The sequence below is a fragment of the Actinomyces slackii genome, assembly GCF_900637295.1.
Classification (GTDB): domain Bacteria; phylum Actinomycetota; class Actinomycetes; order Actinomycetales; family Actinomycetaceae; genus Actinomyces; species Actinomyces slackii.
In genome coordinates, this window is record NZ_LR134363.1 from 2,800,394 (window position 1) to 2,824,780 (window position 24,387).

18 protein-coding genes and 1 CRISPR repeat array are annotated in these 24,387 nt (G+C 71.3%); of the genes, 6 read left to right on the plus strand and 12 right to left on the minus strand.

Translation table 11 applies throughout. From position 1 onward, the window contains the following. Nucleotides 1–2: 2 nt before the first annotated feature. Complete coding sequence (locus EL266_RS11535; protein WP_026427945.1) at nucleotides 3–767, minus strand: hypothetical protein; 765 nt, start codon at nucleotides 765–767, stop codon at nucleotides 3–5. A 173-nt stretch (nucleotides 768–940) separates the two neighbouring features. After that, the gene (locus EL266_RS11540) at nucleotides 941–1,735 is read right to left on the minus strand and encodes an SDR family oxidoreductase (protein ID WP_026427946.1); all 795 of its coding nucleotides are present in this window, start codon (nucleotides 1,733–1,735) and stop codon (nucleotides 941–943) included. Between the two features lie 813 nt (nucleotides 1,736–2,548). Beyond that, a CRISPR array of direct repeats spans nucleotides 2,549–3,091; the repeat unit is 37 nt; unit sequence GTCAGAAGGCACCACGCGCCATAAGGTGCATTGAGAC. Between the two features lie 345 nt (nucleotides 3,092–3,436). Between EL266_RS11540 and proC the strand changes: the two genes are divergently transcribed. Beyond that, nucleotides 3,437–4,258, plus strand: coding sequence for a pyrroline-5-carboxylate reductase (gene proC / locus EL266_RS11545; RefSeq protein WP_026427947.1), 822 nt, complete (start codon nucleotides 3,437–3,439; stop codon nucleotides 4,256–4,258). 246 nt (nucleotides 4,259–4,504) lie between these two features. Here proC and EL266_RS11550 read toward each other — a convergent pair whose 3' ends face one another. Further along, nucleotides 4,505–6,865 carry an ATP-binding cassette domain-containing protein gene (locus EL266_RS11550; protein WP_408608465.1) on the minus strand — a complete coding sequence of 787 codons (2,361 nt, stop codon included), beginning with the start codon at nucleotides 6,863–6,865 and terminating at the stop codon, nucleotides 4,505–4,507. Next, nucleotides 6,858–7,487, minus strand: coding sequence for an ECF transporter S component (locus EL266_RS11555; protein ID WP_051281443.1), 630 nt, complete (start codon nucleotides 7,485–7,487; stop codon nucleotides 6,858–6,860). Before EL266_RS11555 ends, EL266_RS11550 begins: the two co-directional genes overlap by 8 nt. Before the next feature lie 541 nt (nucleotides 7,488–8,028). Here EL266_RS11555 and EL266_RS11560 point away from each other — a divergent pair. The 5 genes from EL266_RS11560 to EL266_RS11580 are packed head-to-tail and all read left to right on the plus strand — an operon-like array spanning nucleotide 8,029 to nucleotide 13,964. Beyond that, a complete protein-coding gene (locus EL266_RS11560) occupies nucleotides 8,029–9,750 on the plus strand; it encodes a nitrite/sulfite reductase (RefSeq protein ID WP_026427950.1) in 1,722 nt (573 codons plus the stop codon). Continuing rightward, a complete protein-coding gene (locus tag EL266_RS11565) occupies nucleotides 9,747–10,493 on the plus strand; it encodes a phosphoadenylyl-sulfate reductase (protein ID WP_084501125.1) in 747 nt (248 codons plus the stop codon). The genes EL266_RS11560 and EL266_RS11565 overlap by 4 nt, the downstream gene beginning before the upstream one ends. Further along, nucleotides 10,490–11,506: a sulfate adenylyltransferase subunit CysD gene (cysD, locus tag EL266_RS11570; RefSeq protein ID WP_026427952.1), complete on the plus strand. Its 1,017-nt coding sequence runs from the start codon at nucleotides 10,490–10,492 to the stop codon at nucleotides 11,504–11,506. Before EL266_RS11565 ends, cysD begins: the two co-directional genes overlap by 4 nt. Continuing rightward, the gene (locus tag EL266_RS11575; protein WP_084501127.1) at nucleotides 11,506–12,861 is read left to right on the plus strand and encodes a sulfate adenylyltransferase subunit 1; all 1,356 of its coding nucleotides are present in this window, start codon (nucleotides 11,506–11,508) and stop codon (nucleotides 12,859–12,861) included. Before cysD ends, EL266_RS11575 begins: the two co-directional genes overlap by 1 nt. 53 nt (nucleotides 12,862–12,914) lie before the next feature. Next, a complete protein-coding gene (locus tag EL266_RS11580; RefSeq protein WP_051281431.1) occupies nucleotides 12,915–13,964 on the plus strand; it encodes a sulfite exporter TauE/SafE family protein in 1,050 nt (349 codons plus the stop codon). Between the two features lie 156 nt (nucleotides 13,965–14,120). Here the strand turns inward: EL266_RS11580 and EL266_RS11585 are convergent, their stop codons facing one another. From EL266_RS11585 to EL266_RS11620, 8 genes are all read right to left on the minus strand, one after another. Continuing rightward, nucleotides 14,121–15,629, minus strand: coding sequence for a proteasome accessory factor PafA2 family protein (locus tag EL266_RS11585; protein WP_232012029.1), 1,509 nt, complete (start codon nucleotides 15,627–15,629; stop codon nucleotides 14,121–14,123). Beyond that, nucleotides 15,626–15,814: a ubiquitin-like protein Pup gene (locus EL266_RS11590; protein ID WP_026427955.1), complete on the minus strand. Its 189-nt coding sequence runs from the start codon at nucleotides 15,812–15,814 to the stop codon at nucleotides 15,626–15,628. Before EL266_RS11590 ends, EL266_RS11585 begins: the two co-directional genes overlap by 4 nt. Before the next feature lie 112 nt (nucleotides 15,815–15,926). Next, nucleotides 15,927–17,522 (minus strand): proteasome ATPase, encoded by a 1,596-nt coding sequence (gene arc, locus EL266_RS11595; protein WP_051281432.1) that lies wholly within the window; start codon nucleotides 17,520–17,522, stop codon nucleotides 15,927–15,929. A gap of 330 nt (nucleotides 17,523–17,852) precedes the next feature. Further along, on the minus strand, nucleotides 17,853–19,592 hold the full coding sequence (locus EL266_RS11600) for an ABC transporter ATP-binding protein (RefSeq protein WP_026427957.1): 1,740 nt from the start codon (nucleotides 19,590–19,592) through the stop codon (nucleotides 17,853–17,855). Nucleotides 19,593–19,594: 2 nt separating this feature from the next. Then, the gene (locus EL266_RS11605; RefSeq protein WP_197719315.1) at nucleotides 19,595–21,346 is read right to left on the minus strand and encodes an ABC transporter ATP-binding protein; all 1,752 of its coding nucleotides are present in this window, start codon (nucleotides 21,344–21,346) and stop codon (nucleotides 19,595–19,597) included. A 222-nt stretch (nucleotides 21,347–21,568) separates the two neighbouring features. Then, the gene (locus EL266_RS11610) at nucleotides 21,569–22,951 is read right to left on the minus strand and encodes an ABC transporter ATP-binding protein (protein WP_232012030.1); all 1,383 of its coding nucleotides are present in this window, start codon (nucleotides 22,949–22,951) and stop codon (nucleotides 21,569–21,571) included. Between the two features lie 11 nt (nucleotides 22,952–22,962). Beyond that, nucleotides 22,963–23,712 (minus strand): energy-coupling factor transporter transmembrane component T, encoded by a 750-nt coding sequence (locus tag EL266_RS11615; RefSeq protein ID WP_126412348.1) that lies wholly within the window; start codon nucleotides 23,710–23,712, stop codon nucleotides 22,963–22,965. Further along, nucleotides 23,709–24,317 carry an MptD family putative ECF transporter S component gene (locus EL266_RS11620; RefSeq protein WP_026427959.1) on the minus strand — a complete coding sequence of 203 codons (609 nt, stop codon included), beginning with the start codon at nucleotides 24,315–24,317 and terminating at the stop codon, nucleotides 23,709–23,711. Before EL266_RS11620 ends, EL266_RS11615 begins: the two co-directional genes overlap by 4 nt. Nucleotides 24,318–24,387: the final 70 nt, after the last annotated feature.

Consider the following 24,387-nt stretch of genomic DNA (forward strand, 5'->3'; position numbering starts at 1 on the left):
CCTCAGGGAGTCGGGGAGGCCTCGGAGGAGGCAGAGGTCTCAGAGGAGGGGGTTTGCGACGCCGACGATTCGGTGGGGTCGGCGCTGGGGTCCTGGCTGGAGTCGGTGGAGTCATCGCTACCGTCCTGCTGCTGGGGGCCGTGCTCCTCCCAGTCCTCGTCCCGGTCGTCCCAGTCATCGTCGTGATCGTTGCGGTCGCGCCGCTCGTAGCGGCCATCCCGGTCGTGCCGGTCGTCGCGGTCGTGCCGGTCGTCATCGGAGTAGACGCCGTGGTCGCGGTCATAGCCGTCGCTGAGGGCATGCGCACCCCAGCCCAGGCCGAAGGAGCCCACCGCCAGGGCGATGGCGACCAGGCCGAAGACCAGGGTCCGGCGCCGGGGCCGGCGAGCCTTCTTCCTCGCGCTCTTATCCGTCGCGACGGCCGCGGCGGCAGCTGGGCGCTGGGCGCCAGGGTTGGTCCAGGCTCCGCGGGGATCGCGGTGATGCTGTGGCGCCGCTGCTGCCTGGTCCTGTGCCGCACGGCTCCCGGATGAGGGATCGGCAGCGCCGCTGGGTGCGGCGCCATTGGCCGGAGCGGCAGCGCTGTCCTGCGCCGGGGAGGATTGATCGGCGGCTTGGGCGGAGTCACCGGGGTTGCCCGCCGTGCCAGCGGGGAGCACCTCGGTGTTCGGGGCGCTGTGAGCGCCGGCGGTCGCGAGATGCTCGGTGTTGTCTGTGTGCTCAGTGTGCTCGGGGTCGCCGTCGGGGGTGGGCCTGTGGTCGGTCATGGACGTCCTTTCGCAGATGCCTCCCGGAACTGCCCGGGGCGCGGACCAGCCTAGGGACCGGCGCTGTGGCACAGGCAGGGCTGCGCTGTGCCCAACCTGTGAGTTCCTGTGAGCGAGTGCTGCGCGCCGGCGGGCACGGGCCCGGAGCGCTTGGCAGCACCGACCCGTGGGCCTCAGCCCTCGCGGGCGACCAGGGTGTTGGAGGCCTGGGCGCGCGGCCGCACGGTCAGTGAGTCGATGTTGACGTGGGCGGGCCGCTCCAGGGCCCACACGATGCACTCGGCGACGTCGGCGGCGCTCAGCGGCTCGGCGACACCCGCGTAGACCCGCTGCGCGGCCTCGGCGTCCCCATGCAGGCGGTTGAGGGAGAACTCCTCGGTGGCGACCATGCCGGGGGCGATCTCGATGACGCGCACCGGCTCGCCCACCAGCTCCAGCCGCAGGGTGTTGGCGATGATCCGCTCGGCGTGCTTGGCGGCCACGTAGCCACCGCCGCCCGGATAGGTGTCGTGAGCCGCGGTGGAGGTCAGGAAGAGCAGATCCCCGCCGCGCTGGCGCATCTGCGGCAGGAAGGCCTGGCTCACGCGCAGGGCGGCCAGGACGTTGCGCTCGTACATGGTCAGCCACTCGCCGGGGTCGCCCTGGGCGACCGGGTCGACGCCCAGCGCTCCCCCGGCGTTGTTGACCACGGCGTCCACGGGGCCGTCGGCCAGCACCTCGCGGGCCAGTCGGTCGACATCATCGGACTCCTGGAGATCGGCGGACACCCAGGTGCAGCCGGTCTCCTGCGCGAGATCGGCCAGACGCTCGGCGCGGCGGGCCGTGGCCACCACCTGCCAGTCGTGGGAGCGCAGCAGGCGGACAGTCGCAGCACCGATCCCCGTGGATGCGCCGGTGACCAGGGCGCGGCGAGGTGGAGATGACTGCGATGTTGGCGATGTTTGCGATGACGCTGCAGTGCTGCTCATGACCCCATGATGGCACTGCTCCCATGATGCCCCCAGGCCGTGGCCATCGGAGTATGGCTTGCAGCCTCCCCGCATCCGCCCTACCGTTCGCCCTGCACCCACCGGAGGGGGAGCACCATGGACTCGGGCGGACTCAGGCGCATCGCCGCATCACCCAGGCCCCTTAGCTTGCGACCACCGGAGCAGGCGCATGCGCGCTCAGGAGCGCTCCGCGGGGTGGTGTGGCCGCTGGTGGTGAGGCTGGGGCGTGGTGAGGTCCGGGGTTGCACATTCATCCTGCATGGCTTCACCAGGGATCGTTGGAATTCCAACGATCTGAGCTCGCGACTGCCCCGGCGAACAGGGATGAATGTGCGTCGGCGACGCTCATGCACATTCATCATGGTGCAGCCCTGGAGGCATGGGAGCCGGATCCGCGGAATCATGCGGATTCTCGGACAGATGCTCCGAGGTGGACCATGAATGAATGTGCACGACCAGTCCCCACCTGCTGAGCCGCCCGCCGGCCAGGCGCCCGTGAGGCCCGCGCGCCCAGGACCAGCGCGCCGTGAGGGCGGGGCGGGGAGTCGGTGGGGGGTGGTCCTGGAGGGCGGCAGGTTGTCTGATGTCGAGTGGTGCGTGGGCACTTTTCCGCAAGGCGTCGTTGAAAGCCGGGTGGTGGAGGCTCAAGAAGCGCATCGCTGGCGCTGTGGCGCTGACCTGCGAAGATGTGGTAGAACAGTCCTGGTGCCGAGGCGGTTCGACAGGTGCCTGAGAGCCGCTGGCGCTACTCGCCGCATCGTCCCTGGTCACAGGGGGTGGATCGGGGGGTGGGTCAGAAGGCACCACGCGCCATAAGGTGCATTGAGACTGAGCGGCGGCGTTGAGGTAGTTATCAGTAATGCGTCAGAAGGCACCACGCGCCATAAGGTGCATTGAGACCCTTTCTCACACGGCCATGAACACGCCCGGGTCAGGTCAGAAGGCACCACGCGCCATAAGGTGCATTGAGACGGCAATGGCCTCAGTAGTGAATCTAGGGTTGTCCATCAGAAGGCACCACGCGCCATAAGGTGCATTGAGACCGACGCCCTCCAGGGTGTCAAAGGAAGTCACTACATGTCAGAAGGCACCACGCGCCATAAGGTGCATTGAGACCAGACCCATGCCTGTCCTCCTCTCTTGTTGATTTCCGTCAGAAGGCACCACGCGCCATAAGGTGCATTGAGACCCCTCGGGGAGGGTGTTGACGATGTTCTGCCTGCTGTGTCAGAAGGCACCACGCGCCATAAGGTGCATTAAGACCACCCCATTTGAGCCACTCCATGACCATGTTCGTCATCAGAAGGCACCACGCGCCATAAGGTGCATTGAGACTCATAGCTGGCGAGATCGAACACCATAGGTGTGCCTTGTCAGAAGGCACCGCGCGCCATCAGAGTCTGCGCGGATAGGTTGACCTCATTGCCAAGCCTCACAGACGTGCCTTTGCGTCGCGGGCGACCGGATGGTCGCACGACAGCGCGGGGACACGCCCAGGCGCTCCCTCCACGGTGAACATCTGTGACGGCCCGGATCGGCCACCCCACCGCCCCGGCAGCCTCCTGACCTGGGCATCTGCGGACATGCCCCTTGGCGTCGGGCCCGAAAGATGTTCACGACGGGCACCGGGCGCATAGGATCTGCGCCAGAAGCGCTCACCAGACGAGGCAAGGAGGCGACATGCGCATCGGATTCATCGGGGCGGGCAATATGGCGGGGGCGATCGTACGCGGGGGCATCGCCTCCGGTCGACTGCGAGCCGAGGACATCCTGCTGGTCTCCGGCCCGGACCCCAGCGCCCAAGCACTGGCCGCTGACACCGGCGCCCGCGTGGCCGGATCCAGTGCAGACCTGGTGGCCGACAGCGACGTCGTGGTCCTGGCGGTCAAGCCCCAGGTGGTGCCCACCGTGCTCGCCGAGATCCACGGCGCCGTGGCCCAGTGGAACCCGCTGGTGATCTCCGTGGCGGCCGGGCTGTCCACCTTCCGCCTGGAGTCCCTGCTGCCCGCGGGCACGCGGGTGGTGCGCACCATGCCGAATATCGCCGCCATGGTCGGGCAGGCCATGACCGCCCTGGCCCCGGGGGCCAGCGCCACACGGGAGGACCTGGCCACGGCCTCCACCCTCATGGGCTCGGTCGGGGCCACCACCGAGCTCGACGAGAGCCTTTTCAGCACCTTCACCGCCATCTCCGGCTCCTCCCCCGCCTTCGTTCTCACCTTCATCGAGGCCCTGGCCCGTGCCGGGGTCCTCGGCGGCATCCCCAAAGCCCAGGCGGTCGAGATCGTCACCCAGGTCGTGGCCGGCTCGGCGGCCATCCTGCAGGCCGAGGCAGCGGCGGACGGCACCCACCGCACCCCGGCCGACCTCATCGACACCATCTGCTCCCCCGCCGGCACCACGGTGGCCGGAGTCATGGCCATGGAGCGGGCCGGGTTCTCCGACGCCATCGTGCGCGGCGCGGAGGCAGCCGCCACCCGCGACCGCGAGCTCGGTGCCTGAGCCCCATTCATGCGCGCGCTCGCGCTCTGCTGACCGGGACCGGTGCCCGGGCATGCCCAGGTCCGGCATCGATGCTGTCGACATCGCCTTCGGCACGGCGGACAGCGGCACCACTCCCACATCGGGCTCTAGTGGCAGTGACCCGGTCGACCCAGGCGACCTCGGCCCTCCCGCGGAGCGCCGGGATGCGGCGCCCCGCAGTGCGCCGCATCCCGGAGCACGATCGCGCGGGCGTCGCCAACCGCCTCAGCGCAGCGTCACCCACACCCAGGCCGCAACCGCCCAGACGCAGGCCACCACCGCCCAGTCGATCAGCCGCCAGGGCTCGTCGCGCAGCTCGGTGCGCCTCCTGTGCGCACCGAAGGCCCTCGAGTCCATCGACAGCGCCACACGCTCGGCGTGGCGGATCGCGATGATCATCAGGGGCACGATCGAGCCCGCCCAGCGCAGCACCGGTGCCGCAGGCCCCCAGCGCCTGCCGATGCCGCGCAGAGCGCGCGCGGTGCGCAGGAGGGTGAAGTCCCCGTGGAAGCGCGTGATGAAGGCTGTCGCGGCGATCCCGGCCGAGCCCAGCCTGTAGGGAACGCGGAACGTCCCGGTCAGCGTGCGGATGAGGGCCTCGGGATCGGTGGCGATGCCCGAAACCAGCGCCAGGGACACCAGCGCCCCGATCCCGGTTCCCGCCGCGGCCGCCGTGCCCGGCTCGTACACCCTGGTGGCGGCCTGGAGGGCATCCCCCCTGGAGAAGATCCAGACCATGAGCGCCGAGACCACCCACGGGGCCAGCAAGCCGATCACGGTGCGCGTCCTCGAGGCGCGCGCCATCACCATGAGCAGGCTGGCCGCCCCCAGCACGGCCAGGTTGACCCTGGCATCCCTGAGGGCCAGCACCATGGCCATCACCGGCAGGGCGGCGATGAAGAGCGTCAACGGGTTCAGCGGGCTGAGCAGTCCGCGCCGGCGCCGGGGCGGGGCGGGGACCTCCTGCCCGTCCGGCTCGGCCGCCTGGGGCGCGGGCAGAGCCACGATATGGGTGCAGAGCTCCTGAGCGAGCTCCAGGTCGTGGGTGGCCATGATGATGGTGCGCCCCTGGGCGCGCAGCTCCTCGATGAAGCCCATGAGCTCGCGGGTGTTGTCCCAGTCCTGCCCGTAGGTGGGCTCGTCGAGGACGATGACCTCGCGCTCCTCGCTGATCATGGTGGCCACCGACAGGCGCCGGGCCTGCCCCCCGGAGAGCGTCAGGGGATGGTGGTCGGCGTGGGCGGTCAGGTGGAACTGCTCCAGCAGGGCCTCGACGCGCTCGGGGGCGGTGCCGCCCACGGCCAGCTCGCGGCGCACGGAGGTGGCGACGAACTGGTGCTCGGGGTTCTGGAACACGTACCCCACCGGGTGGCGTCCGGCGCGCACGGCCCTGCCGCGCACGGTGGCGTGCGCGGCGGTGGAGGCCACCAGCCCCGCCAGCGCCGACAGGAGTGAGGACTTCCCGGCGCCATTGGGACCGATCAGGGCGATGAGCTCGCCCCCGGCCAGCCTCAGGGAGACTCGCGGCGAGCGCCCGGGGACCTCAAGCCCGTCGAGGTCGACATGGGGCCGGCCGCCCTCGGGGGCATCGGCGGCCGTGGCGGCCGTATCGATGGCCTCGACCTCCTCCCATCCCTGTGCGCCGCGCTGGAGGTAGCGCACCTGCTCCGGGTCGCACAGGTCGGAGAGCCGAGGCAGGTCGATCCCCGCCTCCTGGCAGGTCAGGGGCCCATCTCCCCCGCCCGTATCATCCTTGTCGTCCCTCTCCGGCCCGTCGGCCCCGCGGGCGCGAAGGGCGCGGGGCATCCACACCCCGGCCTCAGCCAGCTCGCGGGCGTGGGCGGTGAAGACCTCTCGGGCGGTTCCCACGGCGATGGTGCGCCCCGCGGCGTCCAGGGCCAGAACCCTATCGACGATGGGCAGCACCGGGTCGAGGTCATGGTCGATCACGACCACCCCCGCACCGGCCTCGACGATCTGGGCCACCAACCCGTAGAAGCCGTCCCGGCCGACGGCGTCGATGGTGCTGGTGGGCTCATCGAGGATGAGGAGCCGGGGGCGCATGGCCAGGGCGACCGCCACCGCCAGGCGCTGGCGCTGCCCTCCTGACAGGCGCCAGGGGCTGTCCCAGATGCGATCGGCCAGGCCCACCTGTGTGAGCGCCAGGCGCACTCGGGCCTCGATCTCCTCGCGCTCCAGGCACAGGTTCTGCAGGGGGAAGGCGACATCGTCGTGCACGCTTCGGGTGACCACGGCGGCATCCGGGCTCTGCCCCACGTAGGCGATGCGCTCGGAGAGGAACTGGACGGAGGCATCGGCGACCTCCCGGTCCTCCAGGAGCAGGCTCCCGGAGTACTCCGAGGGGATGCAGTGGGGCACCAGGCCGCACAGAGCGCGCACCAGGGTGGTCTTCCCGCACCCCGAGGGCCCGACGACGGCGGTGACCCCCGCGCCGGGATGGGTCAGCGCCAGGGAGTCCAGCACCCAGTCCTCGCGACCCAGGTAGTGGACGGACAGGTCCTCGGCCCGGATCAGGGCGCCCTGGGCGGTCTCCCGCTCGGGCGCGGCGACCGCGGCCTCACCCACGGTGGTCGATGCCGACGCCGGCGCGGTTGAGCAGTCGGGTCAGCAGGATGGCCACGCCCCCGCCCACGACGGCGGAGGCGACGCCGATCACGATCATGGCCGAGGAGGCGGGCAGGCCCACCGCCGTCTTGAGCAGCCCGACGTACATCGCGCTGTTGAACAGGCCGAAGACCGCGGCCGCCACCAGGTAGGCCCACCACGTCCACTTCCGGTAGAGCATGAGGGCCAGGGGCACCTCGATGAAGGCCCCGCCCAGGAGGTTGCCCGGCAGGGCGGCAGGGCCCACGGGTGTGGTGAACACGCCGATGACGCCCATGATGAAGGAGGCGACGAGCACGGCCCCTGGCCGGCGCACCACGGTCGCCGGCAGCAGGAAGGGGATCACCCACAGGAAGAGGATGGAGCAGGCGACGTAGACCGCTCCGGGGGCCGCCCCTGCCGTGGGGGCCAGATAGTTCAGGGGCAGCAGCACGATCTGGCTGACAACCGCCAGGGCCGCCAGGATCATGAGATTGCGGGTTCCCAGGGCGGAGTCGGCCAGGCCCTTGCGCGATGAGGATCGCACTGTGCGCTGCTTGGCGCCTGACGAAGGCGTTGTGGGGGATTGCGCGGAGGAGTCCATCATTCCTTTTCTTCCGTACCACCGGGACTCAAGGGACTTAGGTTAGTCTAACCATGCGGTTGCGATGATGCGCAAGACATCCCACAGCGCACAGCGGGGAGCAAGCATGTGCCGAGGCGGATCCAACCGCGACCAGGATCACACGAGGCCCTTCGATTTGATCCGGAGGCGGGCCATCGCTGGGATGCGCCGGCGGGGGCGCTCGCGCCGACTGGCACCACTAAGGCTCCCCTTACTTGTCACCGGGATGTCACGGCGTCTAGCGTCACGGCCATGACCTTCCGGCACGCAGCCACCTCCCGCGGGCAGTCCCCCGCGAGCAGCCTGCATGCCCGAGCCTGGGTCATGTGTTGTCGGGCCTGACAAGCGCCTGACTCCCACCCACGGCATACAGCCACAGCATGAGGAATCCGGCGCGACGAAGCGTCCGGTGCACCTCACCTCCCCCGGCACAACAGCCGAGATGGGCCGCTGCGAGCACCGAACCGGATAGCCCGAGGCTGATCACCGGACGCTCCCCGCCACCGCCACGGAGGAGCAGATGACCGTTCACACCGATGCCCAGCCCCCATCACCGGCCCCGGGGGCCTCTGTGCGCCCGCCGCGCAAGGCCCGCTCCAACGGCCAGTGGTCCGTTGACGGCCAGACTCCGCTCAACGCCAATGAGGTCTTCAAGCAGGAGGGCGCTCCCCTGGATGTGCGCGAGCGCATCGAGACCGTCTACGCCACCGAGGGCTTCGAGTCCATCGACCCCGACGACCTGCGCGGCCGCTTCCGCTGGTGGGGCCTGTACACCCAGCGCAAGCAGGGCATCGACGGGGGCCGCACGGCCCAGCTCGACGTCGCCGAGCTGGAGGACCACTACTTCCTCCAGCGCATCCGCCTGGACGGGGGGAGCCTGAGCCGCGAGCAGCTGCGCGTCATCGGCCGGATCTCCAACGACTTCGCCCGGGGCACCGCCGACATCACCGACCGCCAGAACATCCAGTTGCACTGGGTGCGCATCGAGGACGTCCCCGAGCTGTGGCGCCGCCTGGAGGAGGTGGGCCTGACCACGATCGAGGGCTGCGGGGACACGCCCCGGGGCTTCCTGGTCTCCCCCGTGGCCGGCATCGCCAAGGACGAGATCATCGACCCCACCCCCCTGGCCCAGGCCATCCGCCAGACCTACCTGGGCGACCCCGAGCTGGCCAACCTGCCCCGCAAGTTCAAGACGGCCATCTCCGGCTCGCCGGCCCTGGACGTCCTGCACGAGATCAACGACATCTCCTTCGTGGGGGTTGAGCATCCCGAGCTGGGCGCGGGCTACGACCTGTGGGTGGGCGGGGCCCTGTCAACGGCCCCGCGCCTGGGCGAGCGCCTGGGCGTGTTCGTCTCACCGCAGGACGCCCTGGAGGTCTGGTACGGCGTCATCCGCATCTTCCGCGACTACGGCTACCGCCGGCTGCGCAACAAGGCGCGCCTGAAGTTCCTCATGGCCGAGTGGGGGCCGCAGCGCTTCCGCGAGGTCCTCCAGGACGAGTACCTGGGACGGGCCCTGCCCGATGGCCCTGCCCCGGCCGCCCCCTCAGGGGACTCCGACCACATCGGCGTCCACGAGCAGAAGGACGGCAGGTTCTGGATCGGCGCCAAGCCCCCCGTGGGCCGCCTGGACGGCGACACCCTGCTGGGCCTGGCCGACCTGGCCGAGTCGGTGGGCTCGGATCGGGTCCGCACCACTCCCCTGCAGAACCTCCTGCTGCTCGACGTCCCCGCCGAGCGCGTCGAGGAGGCGGTGGCGGGCCTTCGCGAGCTCGGCCTGGAGCCCAACCCGGGCAACTTCCAGCGCAACACCCTGGCCTGCACCGGACTGGAGTTCTGCAAGCTGGCCATCGTGGAGACCAAGTCCCTGGCCGCCCAGGTTCTGGCCGAGCTCGACGAGCGCCTGGCGGACACCGACCTGGACCGGCGCGTGACCATGACCATCAACGGCTGCCCCAACTCCTGCGTGCGCATCCAGACCGCGGACATCGGCCTCAAGGGCCAGATCATCACGGTCGACGGCGAGCAGATGCCCGGCTTCCAGGTCCACCTGGGCGGCGGCCTGGCCACCGACGGACGACCCGAGGCCGGCCTGGGGCGCACGGTGCGGGGCCTGAAGGTCCCCGCCAAGGGCCTGGTCGACTATGTCGAGCGCCTGGTGCGCCGCTACCTGGATGAGCGTCACGACGAGGAGAGCTTCGCCCAGTGGGCGCACCGAGCCGATGAGGAGGCCCTGCAATGACCACGCACCTGCCCGCCAGCGCCCCCGCCCCGCCAGCGGCCGGCGCCCTGCGCTCGCGCGAGGAGCTCAAGGAGCTGGCCCTGGCCGGCGCCCGCGAGCTGGGCGAGAGCGCCCCGGCCCTGGATGTGGCCCAGTGGGCGGCCCAGAGCTTCCCGGGCACCCTGGCCGTGGCCTGCTCCATGGCCGACGCCGTGCTGCCGCACCTCATCGCCCGGGTGGCCCCCGGCGTCGACGTCCTGTTCCTGGACACCGGCTACCACTTCCCCGAGACCATGGGGACTCGCGACGCCGTGGCGGCCACGATGGATGTGCGCGTCGTCGACATCCACCCCGAGCTGAGCGTGGCCGAGCAGGACGCCCGCCACGGCGTCGACCTGTGGTCGCGCGACCCCGCGGCCTGCTGCCGCATGCGCAAGGTCGAGCCCCTGGCCAGGGCCCTGGAGGGCTACGAGGCCTGGGCCACCGGGGTGCGCCGCGAGGAGGCCCCCACCCGCACCGGCACGCCCCTGGTGGGCTGGGACGAGACCCACGGGATCGTCAAGATCAACCCCCTGGCGGCCTGGAGCTTCGAGGAGCTGACCGACTACGCCCAGCAGCACGGGGTCGTCATCAACCCCCTGCTCTACGACGGCTACCCCTCCATCGGCTGCGCGCCGTGCACCAGGCGCGTCGCCCCCGGAGACGACCCCCGTTCCGGCCGCTGGGCCGGTTTCACCAAGACCGAATGCGGAATCCACCTATGAACACCATCCTCACCGCCCCCACCGACCACCCCCTCACCGGCCCCGACGCCCTCGACCCCACCGGTCCGGACGGCTCCCCGGCCGCCCACGAGCCGCACGCCCCCGTGCTGGCCCCCGATGGGGGGCTGGACCATCTCGACGCCCTGGAGGCCGAGGCGATCCTGGTCATCCGCGAGATCGCCGCCGAGTGCCGCCGCCCCGTGCTGCTGTTCTCCGGCGGCAAGGACTCCGTGGTCATGCTGCACCTGGCCCGCAAGGCCTTCTGGCCCGCGCCCATCCCCTTCCCGGTGCTGCATGTGGACACCGGCCACAACTTCCCCGAGGTCCTGGACTACCGGGACGCCACGGCCCAGCGCTTCGGGGTGCGCCTGGTGGTGGCCAGCGTCCAGGACTACATCGACGACGGCCGCCTGCGCGAGCGCAGCGACGGCACCCGCAACCCCCTGCAGACCATCCCCCTGCTCGACGCCATCGAGGAGGGAGGCTTCGACGGCGTCTTCGGCGGCGGTCGCCGCGACGAGGACAAGGCCCGCGCCAAGGAGCGCATCGTCTCCCTGCGCGACGAGTTCGGCCAGTGGGACCCGCGCAATCAGCGCCCCGAGCTATGGAGCCTGTTCAACCCCCGCCACCGCCCCGGGGAGCACGTGCGCGCCTTCCCGCTGAGCAACTGGACCGAGCTGGAGGTCTGGCGCTACATCGACCGCGAGGACATCGAGCTGCCCAGCCTCTACTACGCCCACGAGCGCGAGGTCTTCCAGCGCGACGGCATGTGGCTGGCGGCCTCGGCCGTGACCGCCCCGCGAGCCGGCGAGGAGGTGGTCACCCGCACTGTGCGCTACCGGACCGTGGGCGATATGTCCTGCACCGGAGCCGTGGAGTCCGCCGCGGCCTCCAATCACGAGATCACCCTGGAGGTCGCGGCCTCCACACTGACCGAGCGGGGCGCCACCCGCGCCGATGACCGGCTCTCCGAGGCAGCCATGGAGGACCGCAAGAAGGAGGGCTACTTCTGATGACCACCGCTGAGACCATCCAGACTGTCGAGGGCATTGAGACCGCTGAGGCCGCGGAGGCCCTGGCCGCGCCCCAGCCCAGCTCCCTGCTGCGCCTGGCCACGGCCGGCAGCGTCGATGACGGCAAGTCCACCCTGGTGGGCCGCCTGCTCTTCGACTCCAAGTCCGTGCTGCGCGACCAGCTGGCCGCCGTCGAGCAGGTCAGCCTGGACCGGGGCCTGACCAGCGCCGACCTCGCCCTGCTGACCGACGGCCTGAGGGCCGAGCGCGAGCAGGGCATCACCATCGACGTGGCCTACCGGTACTTCGCCACCGCCCGGCGCTCCTTCATCCTGGCCGACTGCCCCGGGCACGTGCAGTACACCCGCAACACGGTCACCGGCTCCTCAACGGCCGACGTCGTGGTCCTGCTGGTCGATGCGCGCAACGGCGTGGTCGAGCAGACCCGCCGCCACCTGGCGGTGGCCGCCCTGCTGCGGGTCCCCCACGTGGTGGTGGCCGTCAACAAGATCGACCTGGTGGACTACTCCGCCCAGGTCTACACCAGCATCGACGCCCAGGTGCGCCAGGTGGCCGCCGAGCTGGGGGTCGAGGAGGTCCACACCCTGCCCACCTCGGCGCTCAAGGGCGACAACATCGTTGAGCCCTCCACGCGCACGCCCTTCTACCAGGGCCCCACGCTGCTGGGCCTCCTGGAGGAGCTTCCGGGGGGCAACGCGGAGGTGGACAGGCCCTTCCGCCTGCGCGTCCAGATGGTCATCCGCCCCCAGGGGGCCGCCCCCTCCCCCGAGCTGCGCGACTACCGCGGCTACGCGGGGCCGGTGGCCTCCGGCCGGGTGCGCGTGGGCGACGAGGTCGTGGTCCTGCCCTCGGGCGGGCGCTCGACGGTGGTGGGCATCGACCTGGCCGACACCGAGCTCGAGGAGGCCCAGGCGGGCCAGTCGGTGACCATCCGCCTGGCCGATGACCTGGACATCTCCCGGGGCCAGACCCTGGCCGCCGTCCAGGGCGCCCCCGAGCCCCTGAGCGCGGTAGAGGCCCATGTGTGCTGGCTCAGCGATGAGGCGCTCAGGCCCCGGGCCCGGGTGCTGCTCAAGCACGGCACCCAGACGGTTCAGGCCATGGTGGTGGGCATCGACGGCCGCCTGGATCTCGACGACCTGACCACGATCCCCGCCCAGCGCCTGGAGCTCAACGACATCGGGCGCATCCGCCTGCGCCTGGCCTCCCCGGTCCCGCTGGCCGACTACGCCTCCTCCCGCGCCGATGGGGCCTTCCTGCTCATCGACGCCCAGGAGGGCACCACCCTGGCGGCGGGCATGGCCCGCATCCCCGCGGACGCGGGCCCAGCCTGATCCGCACTCCTGACCCCCGCCCGTTCATCACCGATTCCTGAAGGGGAACACTCATGCGCAAACTCATCCTCCTGGCCCTGGTGGGCCTGGTCGCGCAACTGGTCGACGGCGCCCTGGGCATGGGCTATGGCGTGACCTCCTCCTCGCTGCTGCTCCTGGCGGGGCTGAGCCCGGCCCTCGCCTCGGCCTCGGTGCACCTGGCGGAGATCGGCACGACCCTGGCCGGCGGCACCTCTCACTGGAGGCTGGGCAATACGGATATGCGCCTGGTGGCGCGCCTGGGCCTGCCCGGGGCGGTGGGGGCCTTCACGGGGGCCACGCTGCTGTCGCATCTGTCGACCAGCTCCTCGACACCGATCACGGCCACGCTGCTGGCCCTGCTGGGCGCCTACGTGCTGGTGCGCTTCGCGGTCCGGCCCCCGGCGGGCACGGGCGCGCGGCGCTCGCCCCACGGCTCCCGACTGCTCGTCCCCCTGGGCCTGGTCGGCGGGCTCGTGGACGCCACGGGCGGGGGCGGCTGGGGCCCGGTGACGACGACGACGCTCATGACCCAGGGGCGCACGGCCCCCCGCACCGTCATCGGCTCGGTCAGCGCCTCGGAGTTCATGGTCACCGTCGCCGCCTCAGCAGGATTCCTGCTGGGGCTGGGGACCTCGGGCCTGTCCCTGGGCGTGGTGGCCGCGCTGCTGGCCGGGGGCCTGGTGGCCGCGCCCATCGCCGCATGGCTGGTCTCGCGCCTGCCCGGGCCGGTGCTGGGGACCGCTGTGGGCGGGCTGATCGTGGCCACGAACCTGTCCACGCTCCTGTCCTGGGCCAGCGCTCCCACACCCGTCTACTCCGTGGGCTACACGCTCCTGGTCGTGGCCTGGGTGGGCTTCCTCCTGCTGGCCGTGCGCCGGGCCCGGGCCGAGGCGGCCAGCATCGCCATGGCCGCCCGCCAGGCCGAGGCCACCGAGTCCACCGGGATCGCCGGGATCACCGAGGCCGCAGTGTCTTCCGTGGCCTCCGAGGAGGCGGCCAGCGGGCGCGCCGATGAGCAGGCCGCTCCCCGGTCCCGCGCTCAGCGCCGCCCCGCCCCGGTGCTGGCCTCACAGGGCATCTAACAACCCTGCGCTCCACCACTGTCGCTCCGCCAGTGCCCGGTAAGACCCGGGCACTGGCGGAGCGCCCATGGCGACGGAGCGGCGCGGGCGGGGCCAGGCGGAGCCGGCGGGGAGGCGCTCCAGCGCGGTGGACGCAGGCGTGCAGAGCAGCGGCCCCTATCCGGGGGCGCCCAGGCCCCCACGGCCCACGAGGTCGATCTGGCGCATCTCCTCACGGCGCAGCCCCTCGACGCGGGCGATGAGCCGACTGGCCTCCTCGTTGGCCCTGACCAGCGGGTCGGGCAGGTCCACCGGGGTGGTGGGCGGGGAGTCCAGGCGCAGGCTCTCCCAGGTCACCGAGAAGTCGGCGCCCTTGTCCAGGCAGGCCTGGATGAAGGCCCCGCGCAGGGCCGCACGGGTGGCGGGCGGGCGGGTCATCGCCTCCTCGACCTCCCCTGGGGTGCACAGCCTGGCCATCAGCCCCTGGGCCTCCAGGCGCCCGGCGAGCCCCAGGCCCGGGTGCAGGTCGTGGTAGGCCAGGTCCACCCGCGAGCGCAGGGCCGCCAGCTCGTCTCCCGCCAGCTCGGGGTGGCGCTCGCGGTGGGCGCGCATGAGCCGGCGCTTGATGGCCCAGTCGATCTCGGTGTCGATGCCACTGGCGTCCTGGCGGCGCAGGGCGGAGATGACGCGCGGGGCCAGGTCGGTCACGAGGTGCTCGGCGCCTGCCAGGAAGGGCCGACCGCCCTGGCGCTCCAGGAATCCGGCCAGTCGCTCGATGAAGGCCTCCTGGATGTCGATGGCGGTGGACCGCGCGCCGGTGGCGGTGGGCGCCGGGGCCTGCCCCCAGGCGCTGGTGCCCAGCGCCCCCAGGGTCTCCAGCGGGGAGTCCACGATGAGATCGGTGAAGTCCTCCCCCGCCTCCAGGGCATCGAGCAGCAGGAGGGTCAGGGCGGTGCGCAGGCCCGTGGTGGGCTCGGCGATGGTGGTATCGGCGCAGGTCACGTGGAGGCGGCGCAGGCGCGCGGCATCGGCATGGGGCTCATCCCGGGTGTTGATGAGGGCCCGCTGCCCGGTGGTGTCCGCTGAGGTCAGCGAGCCCAGGTGAGGGGCGCGCGGGGACAGGCCCCAGGCGGCGTCCTCCTCATCCCGCCCGGCTCCGGTCCCCTTCAGCACGGCCCCCGAGCCCACGAGGACGGGGCGGGTGACCAGGAAGGAGGTCAGGACCGGCAGCACCGCCTCCTCATCCAGGCTGCGGGGCACCGAGTAGCTCTCGTGGCAGCCGTAGGTGTGCCCGGCGGAGTCGGTGTTGTTGGCCAGCAGGTGGAGGCGGGCGGCCGTGCCGCGCGAGGCCAGGTCGGCCTCGGCGCCGGCCGCCATCTGGGCCAGGAGGCGCTTGCCGGCCTGGTCCTGGGCCACCAGGTCGCGCACCTGCTGGCACTCGGCGGTGGCGTACTCGGGGTGGGATCCGATGTCGAGGTAGAGGCGCCCGCCGTTGGGCAGGAAGAGGTTGTTGGAGCGGTAGCCGGCCGGGCGGTGGCGGAACAGGAGGTTGGCGGCGGTCTCGACGTCGGGCAGCTCGGAGGCGGCGCGCTCCCCCGCCCCGGGAGCGTGGATGGGGGCGGCCGGGGCGGCGAACACGGCGAACTCGGTCTCCAGCCCGGTGACCCGATCCATCGGGGCGCTCACTGGCCGCCCTTCTGCACGAATCCGCGCACGAACTCCTGGGCGTCGACGGCCAGGACGTCGTCGATCATGTCCAGGACGGAGTCCAGTCCCTGGCCACGGGCGGGGCCGGCCGGGCCGGGCTCGGGGGCGTCGTCGGGGGCGGGGTCCTCGTAGCGGCTGCGGGAGGGCTGGGCGAACTCACTCATCGCTGTTCTCCTTGTCTGCGTTGTTGGCCTGTGGGTCCTGGGGAGTCTGCCCGGGGCGCCAGGCATCGAGCCTGGTCGCATCGCCCGGCGGGGTCAAGCCGGCGGGCAGGGCTCATGTCTCGCTCTGGGCGCGCTCGCGGTGAAGGACGCGCATGGACACCACGGGGGCGCCACGGCGCCCGGAGACGCGGGCCCAGTCATCGGGGTGGACGGTGGCCGGCAGACCCTCGTTCTCGGCGATCTCCTCGACGACGGCGCTCTGAAGGTGGTGGGGGGTCAGGCCGCGCCTGCCGGTGGTGACCAGGTCCTTGACGGCGGCCTTCTTGGCGCGGTCCACGATATTGGCGAGCATCGCCCCGGAGACCAGGTCGGCGACGTGAAGGACCTCGACCTGCCCGTCGGCGTGGGTGAGCTCGACCATCTCGGTGGCGCGCGAGCGGGTGTAGAGGCGGGTGACGACCTGATCGATGAGGCTGCGCACGGCGGCCTGCGCCCCACCGGCGGAGTGGAGGAGCTCCTCGTCCAGGGGGAGGTCGGCGGTCAGGTAGGTGGCCAGGATCTCGGCGGCGCCGGCGGCATCGGGGCGGCCGATGTGGATCTTGACGTCCAGGCGGCCGGGCCTGAGGATCGCCGGGTCGATCATGTCCTCGCGGTTGGTGGCGCCGATGACCACGACGTTGTCCAGCTCGTCGACGCCGTCGATCTCCGCGAGCATCTGGGGCACCACGGTGGTCTCGACATCCGAGGAGCGGCCCGAGCCGCGGGTGCGGAACAGGGAGTCCATCTCGTCGAAGAAGACGACCACGGGCACCCCGGTGGCGGCCTTCTCCCGGGCGCGGGCGAAGATGACGCGGATGCGCCGCTCGGTCTCCCCCACGTACTTGTCCAGCAGCTGGGGGCCCTTGATGTTGAGGAAGTAGGCCTCGCCGCGGTCCTTGCCGCTCAGGGAGGCGGCCACCGCCTTGGCGATGAGGGTCTTGCCGCATCCGGGGGGGCCGTAGAGCAGGACGCCGCGCGGGGGCGTCAGGCGGTGCTCGCGGTAGAGGTCGGGGTGGAGGAAGGGCAGCTCGACGGCGTCGCGGATGAGCTCGATCTGGCCGCCCAGGCCCCCGATGTCCTCGTAGGCGACGTCGGGGACCTCCTCCAGGACGAGCTCCTCGACCTCGGAGCGCACCACGGGGCGCAGCGCCATGCGCACGGCCAGGTCGGCCACCAGGGCGTCGCCCACTCGGGGGCGGCGATCGGTCAGGGCCCCGGACAGGGTGAGGACCTGCTCCTCGTCATGGCGGGCCAGGACCAGGACGGTGCCGTCGTCGTAGGTCTCCTTGACGGTGACCACCTCGCCGAAGCGGTGGGAGTCGATGCGCGTGGTGATGACCAGGTGCTCGTTGAGGACGACGTCGTCGCCCGGGTGCAGGGCGGAGGCCACCACGGCCGGGCCGATGCCCACCCGGTGGCGCCGCCCGGCGATGGAGACATCCGCGGTGCGCTCGGTGGCGTCCACCGCCAGCACGGTGGCGTGTGCCAGGGGCGGGGCCTGGAGGGCCTCGATGTCCTCATGGAGGGTGGCCAGCTCGGTGCGCGCCGCGCGCAGCGCATTGGCCAGGTGGGTGTTCTTGCGGCTGAGCACGCCGACATGCTCGGTCAGCTCGCGCAGGCGCTGATCGGGGCTCTGGGAGGAGGGCGGCGCGGTCGACTCCGTAGACATGGTCGACGTGGCAGGCACAGTCGCAGCGGGCCCGCCGTCATCAGCGTCCGGCGCTTGGACCGCCCCAGGGTGTTCCTCTGCCATGCTTCTCCGTCCCCGGCGGATCGGCATCATCACCGGATCCGCGCTGATCGCTTCTAGGACAAGCGTACCAAAACAGCCCGTCACCAGTGCCACGACCGGGCACGGCTGCCATCGCCGAACCCGTCCTGGTCTCCTCCCCGGCTGCGCGCCTGACGGCCGCGCGGCGCCTGCACGCGTGGATGTCTCCGAGATCCTCAAGAACTAGGGAGTGAGTCGGCCCGCGCGCTCCGTGATCGTATGAGGCGCTCACCGTCCCGCCAGGCGCCAGCGCGCGGAATCCTCGGCAGCGCGCAGGAAATCCCGGTAGGGGCCGTCCACGCTGCCCAGCTCCTCGGGCCTCCCGCGCTGGGCCACCCGGGCGCCGTCCGGCCCCGGCTGGAGGAAGACCACCTCGTCGGCGCGTTGGATCGTCGAGATGCGGTGGGCGACCATCAGTACCGTGCGCCCGACCGACAGCTCGCGCACGACCTCGGCGATGGCCGACTCGTTCTCACCGTCCAGGGCGGAGGTGATCTCATCGAGCAGGAGGATCGGGGCGTCTTTGAGGAAGGCCCGGGCGATCGCGACCCGCTGGCGCTCCCCACCGGACAGGCTCGTGCCCGCAGGCCCCACACGGGTGTCCCACCCGTCGGGCAGTGACTCGATGACACCGTCCAGGCGGGCGCGCCGCGCGGCGCGGTCCAACTCCTCCTGCGTGGCCTGAGGCCTGGCTATGCGCAGGTTCTCCCGGATCGTGGTGTCGAAGAGGTAGACCTCCTGGAAGACCATGGAGGTCAGCCCCATGACGGCAGCCGTTCCCAGATCTTCGACATCCGCGCCCCCAATGGTCACGCTTCCCGTGCCAGTGTCCCAGAAGCGGGCGACCAGGCGCAGCACCGTGGACTTCCCCGCGCCCGAGGGCCCCACGAGCGCCGTGACCCGTCCGGCCGGTGCGGTCAGGCTCACGCCGTCGAGCACTGGACGACCCTCGTCGTAGGAGAAGTCCACGTCCCGCAGCTCGATGCCGCTGCCATGGGGCGAGGCCTCGCACCCGGGCGCGGGATCGGGCAGCGGCTGCGCGGACAGGATCTCGTTGACGGCCCGCAGGGCGACGATGGCATTGTCCGCCTCGGTGGAGTACATGGCGGCCTTGGTCAGCGGCAGGAGCATGCGCGAGGTGACGGCCATGACCGCCAGGTAGGCGATGACATCGAGGCGGTGCCCGCTCACCGCGGCGAGCCCCACCGCCATGATGAGGGCGAAGGAGGCATTGGCCACGAGGTGGAAGGCCTGCGCGGGCCTGCCCTTGACGCGCAGTCCCTCGGCAGTGGCGTCGGCATCGGCCGCCAGCGCCTCGCGCACCGGCTGCCAACCCGACTCTGCCAGCCCCGAGGCGCGCAGCACCGGCTGGAGGCGGGCGAACTCGATGAGCCTGCCCGCGGCGACGGCGGCCGTGGCATCCTCGATCTCATTGGCGCGCGTCGTTGCCGTCCTCATGCGCCGCCAGATGATGTAAAGGGGCACGATGGTCAGCGCCATGATGAGGGCTATCTGCCACTCCACGGCGGCGACGACGCCGATCATGACCAGCGGCACGATGAAGGCATTGCACAGGTTGGGGATGACCAGCGAGGTCACGTGGGAGAGCGTGTTGATCTCCCTGGAGGTCGCGTTGACCACGGCGGCCTGGCGTGCCGCGGAGAACCAGCCCAGGGGGAGCGCCAGGACGTGCTCGGCGATGCGGCTGATCATGGTGTCGCAGATCTCGTAGACGCTGACCCGGTAGGAGCGGGTCTGGGCGACCATGTCGACGGCCATCGCGCACAGGCCCGCCACGACGAGCACCACCATCCACGCGGTGGTTGACTCAGAGCGGGAGTAGAGCGCGCGCAGAAAGGGGATGAGGGCGCCAAGGGCCAGTCCCTGAAGGACGGCCGAGGCGATGAACCAGGCGGTGATCGCCTTCATCTCGCGCGGGCTGACCAGTCGCAGCAGCAGGCTCCACATGCTCATTCACCATCCTTGTCGCCGCGGGCCGGCCAGGGTGCGGACTCGTTGTCCTCATCCTCTCCGCGCCCTTCACTCTGGGTGCGCCACAGGCGCGCGTAGCGCCCGTTGGCCGCCATCAGCTGCTCGTGCCTGCCGCGCTCGACGATCCGGCCGCGGTCGAGAACGAGGATCTGGTCGACGTCGCGGATGGTGGACAGGCGGTGGGCGATGATGAGGACGGTGCGCCCGGCTGCCAAGCGGGACAGGGCCAGGTGGACGTCGCGCTCACAGGCCGGGTCGGCCTGGGCGGTGGCCTCGTCGAGGACGAGAATGGGGGCGTCGCGCAGATAGGCGCGGGCCAGGGCGATCCGCTGGCGCTCCCCGCCGGACAGGTGCCCGCCCTTGTCGCCGATGACGGTGTCGTAGCCCTGGGCCAGGCGCATGATGCGGTCGTGGATGCAGGCCGCGCGGGCGGCCTCCTCCACCTCGGCCCGGCTCGCCCCGGGGCGCCCCAGGGCGATGTTGTCGTGGATGGAGTCGTGGGTCAGATCAACATCCTGCAGGACGATCGCCACCTGCGATCCCAGCCAGGACAGGCGGGTGTCACGCACGTCGATACCGGAGACGAGGACGTGCCCGTCGTCGACGTCGTGGAAGCGGGCGACGAGACGGGCCAGGGTGGATTTGCCCCCGCCCGAGGGGCCGACCAGCGCGGTGACGGTCCCGGGCTCGGCGATGAAGGACACCCCGTGCAGCACAGGGGCGCCCTGGGTGTAGGAGAAGACGGCGTCGCGGACCTCGACACGTCCGGGCTGGGGTCCCTCCCCCTGGGCATGCCGGCCCTGCGCCATGGGGTCCTCCTGGAGCAGGGATGCCGTGGACTGCGCGGCTTGGCGGGACTCGTAGAGGTGCTGCATAAGACTCACCAGGGCGATCGCTCCCTCGGGCAGGCCGGGCGCCAGGAGGAAGAAGGGGAGCGTCGCGGACAGCGGTGTCCATCCCTGAGAGGTGAACAGCACGCTCAGGGGAGCCAGGGTCGCCACGACGGTCGCAGGCCGCAGGAGCGCGGTCATGAGGCTCATGGCCCGACCGGATGCCCGGACCCATTCGAAGGAGATCTCGGAGAACTGGTCCCGGGCGGTGTTGAAGCGGGTGCGGGTGGAGTCCGCCGCTTGAAATCCCTTGATCTCCTTGATGCCCTCGAGCATCTCAACGGTTGCGGCGGCGAGCCCCGTCTGAGCGGCGCCGAAGCGGTGGGTGATGTCGCTCATGCCCCGCATCCCGAGCATGGCGCACCCCGCCAGGGCGATTCCCCACAGCCCCAGCAGGGCGAGCGCGAGACGCCAGTCCACCCAGACCAGGTAGACGGCTCCGGCGAGGACGGAGACAACGGCGTTGGTGGCGTCACCGGGCAGGTGAGCCACCATGGTGTGGATGGCGGAGGTGTCGTCGCAGACCATCTTGCGGACGGCGCCGCGGGGGACGAGTGCCACGCGCCCCAGCGGCATGCCGGACAGGGCGGCGACGATCCTGACTCGCAGCCCGTGGCGCAGTCGCACCTCAGCGGCGTGGGTGATGCCCAGGCCCGCGAGGTAGAGGACCTGAGAGGCGGCCAGGCTGGCAACCGCGACGGCCGCCCATGCCCCGGTGCTCCCGGCCCAGCCGGTGGCGGTGGACTCCCCGAGCCAGATGGTGGCCATGCGGTGCAGGGCGACGAAGGGAATGATGAAGACGATCGCCCCGATGGCGGTGAGGATGGCCGAGACGATCATGGCTCCGCGCGCCGGGGAGATGAGGTCGAGGACGGTGATCCCCCCACTGGCGGTGGCGCCGGCCGAGGCTCCGGGGCCACCGGGCGGACCGGTGCCGGTGCTCCCGGTGGTCGGGGTGGTCGGGGTGGTCGCGATTCGGGCCGATGTCATGTGCTGCGTCCTTCGAGGATTGAGCGTCGGGTGAGCCGATGCGGATGAGCGCGGTGAATGGGCAACTGGGTCTCACAGGAGTCGGATGATGCGGTCGGCGCACTCGGCGAGGAACTCGTCATCGTGGCTGACCACGATGACGACCCGCCCCTGAGCGGCCAGAGCGCGCAGTTCGGTGGCGATCGACAGGAGGTGGCGGTGGTCCACTCCGGAGGTCGGCTCATCGAGGATGATGACGCGCGCGTCCTGGTCGATGGCGGTGGCGATGACGAGCCGCTGCTTCTGCCCTCCCGACAGGGACAACGGGTGGCGGTCGGCCAGGGCGGCCAGGCCGAGGCGCTGGAGCCGGTGGGCGCTGGCCTCGTCGGCGACGGACTCGGCGAAGAGCTGGCGGTGGACGTCCTGCATGACCAGGAAGGCCTGACCGCGGCCCAGGGGGCGGCCGTCCAGTTCAATGCGGGCCCGGCGCTGACAGCGCTGGAGCCGGCAGATGGCGCGCACCAGGGTGGTCTTGCCGATGCCGTTGGCGCCGATGATCCCGGTGACCCGGCCCTCTGGGAAGTCCAGATGCTCCAGGTCGAGGATGCGGCGCCCGCCGCGCTCGACCACCATGTCGCTGATGACCAGGCCGCGGCGCTCCTTGGGCCCCCGCGCGCGGCTTGCCCCCGCCGCACGAACCGCGGGGACGTCCACGACCTCCAGGGGACTGCCACAGCAGGTCCTTCGCGGGAGCTCGGGCCTGGTCAGGGAGCGCAGGCCCAGGCGGCGGCGCTCGGCGTCACCCATGGAGAACAGCTCGGCTCCGCTCATTCGTCGCACGATCCTGCCGTCGTCCATGACAACGGCCTGGTCGACCAGGCCGCCCAGGAAGTGCACGCGATGCTCGGCGACGATGATGGTGCGCTTGAGCGCCTTGAGCCGGGCGATGACGGACCGGATGCCCTCGATGCCCTCGGGATCCAGATTGGAGGTGGGCTCGTCGAGGAGGATGACTGGGGCCTGCTGAGTCAGGGCCTGGGCGCAGGCGACCTTCTGCAGCTGGCCCCCGGACAGGCCTCGCAGGTCGCGGTCCGCCAGATCCTCCAGCCCCAGTTCCTTCAGTGCGCCCAGGCGCCGCCTGATGATCTCCTCCGGAGGGACCCCGTAGTTCTGGGCGGCGAAGGCGAGCTCGTCGGCGACAGTCGTGGTGAAGAACTGGGTCGCGGGGTTCTGGAAGACTGTGGCGGTGAAGCGCCCCATCTCGCCGAGGGGGATCCGGGCGACCTCCCGGCCACCGATGAGGACCTCCCCGGTGCGCTCGCCATGGTGGAAGTGCGGGATGAGGCCGTTGACAAGGCGCACGAGTGTGGTCTTCCCGGAGCCGGAGGCCCCGCACACAAGCGTGAGCCGACCTGCGGGGGGTTTGAGGCTCACGCGGTCCAGCACCTGCTGCCCGGTGGGAGCGGTGTAGCTCACGTCCCTGATGCTCACGTCCATGGAACCGCGTTCTGGGCGAGGAGGGCCCCGGTCAGGGCAAGGCAGATGGCCGCCACGACGGCGTCGGGCACGCCCCATCGCAGGCGCACGACGCTCGTGGGGCGGTCGCTGACCCCCAGTCCACGGATCAGCGCGGCGGCGGACAGCTCATCGGCGGTGCGCGCCGAGGCCGCCAGCACCGGGACCACGAGCTTCTCGATGGCGGCCAGGGGGTGGCGGCACCAGTAGGAGCCGGTGTAGCCGCGCAGGGCCATGGCCTCGGCCACGCCGCCGATCTCCTCGAGTGCCACCGGCAGGAACCGGAAGATGACGGACAGCGGGATGATGAGGACTCTGGGCAGGCGCGCAGCGTGCATGGCGGCCACGAGCTCGGTGACGCGGGTCGTGGAGACGAACCACGCCCCGGCGCTCAGCGCGATGGTGAAGCGCAGGACCCAGAAGCCGATGATGCCCAGCGCGACGCTGGGCCCGCCGGGCCACCACCGGATCAGAGCCATGGCCAGGACGCTGGCCCCGAGGACGACGGTGTAGATGGCGGCGGCGCGCAGCCGCAGGTCATGGACCAGGGCGAGGCCCACGATCGCGGCTGCGACCCACAGGAGCCATCCGCTCGAGCGCCCCATGACGATGATGTTGATGACGATCATGAGCAGGAGCCGGGAACGGGGATCCGCCCCGCAGCGCACGCTGGCGCGGCGCGGCAGGGCGGGGTGCGCTGCCTGCGGCGCATGCGTGCTCACGCCACACCGGCTCGCTCGAAGTGGCGGTGCAGGATTCGCATGCCCACAAGCGCCGAGCCGTAGGCGAGTGCGAGGGTCATCAGGCCCCAGGCCGCGACGACCGGTGCGGAGAACACCGCGGCGAAGGTGCCTGCGTACTGGGCGCCCATCTGCGCCTCGATATCCGCCAGGTAGGCCTGCGAGTTGAGGAATATCGGCAGGATGGGAGCGATCCCCCACAGCGAGAACAGCGCATACCCAAGGGCGTTGGCGGTGGCGCGCCTGTACCCTCCAGCGCGGGTGATGAGATCGGCGACAACACCGAGAGCGGCCGCGACGAGAACGGTCGCCCAGTAGTGGCCGGTGCCGACCATGAGCAGGCCGACCACGACCCCCATGATCGTGTAGGCCCACATGGCCCGGGTCTTGGCGACCATGAGCATGCACACGATGCCGTTGAGAACCACGGTGACGACCCCACCGATCAGCATCATCGCAGGATGGAAGATCCCCAGCATGCCGCCGGCGAAGAAGAACACGAAGTACAGGGCGGTGAAGACGCCGACGGTGATGAGGTGGCGAGGCGCCGAGATGCCGCGCGACGCTGCGCTGGCGGTGGGTTCCATGATCTGCCTCTTCCAGGCTCCCTGCGGGCGGAGCGCGCCGTCCGCAACATGACTTAGGCATGCCTAATCT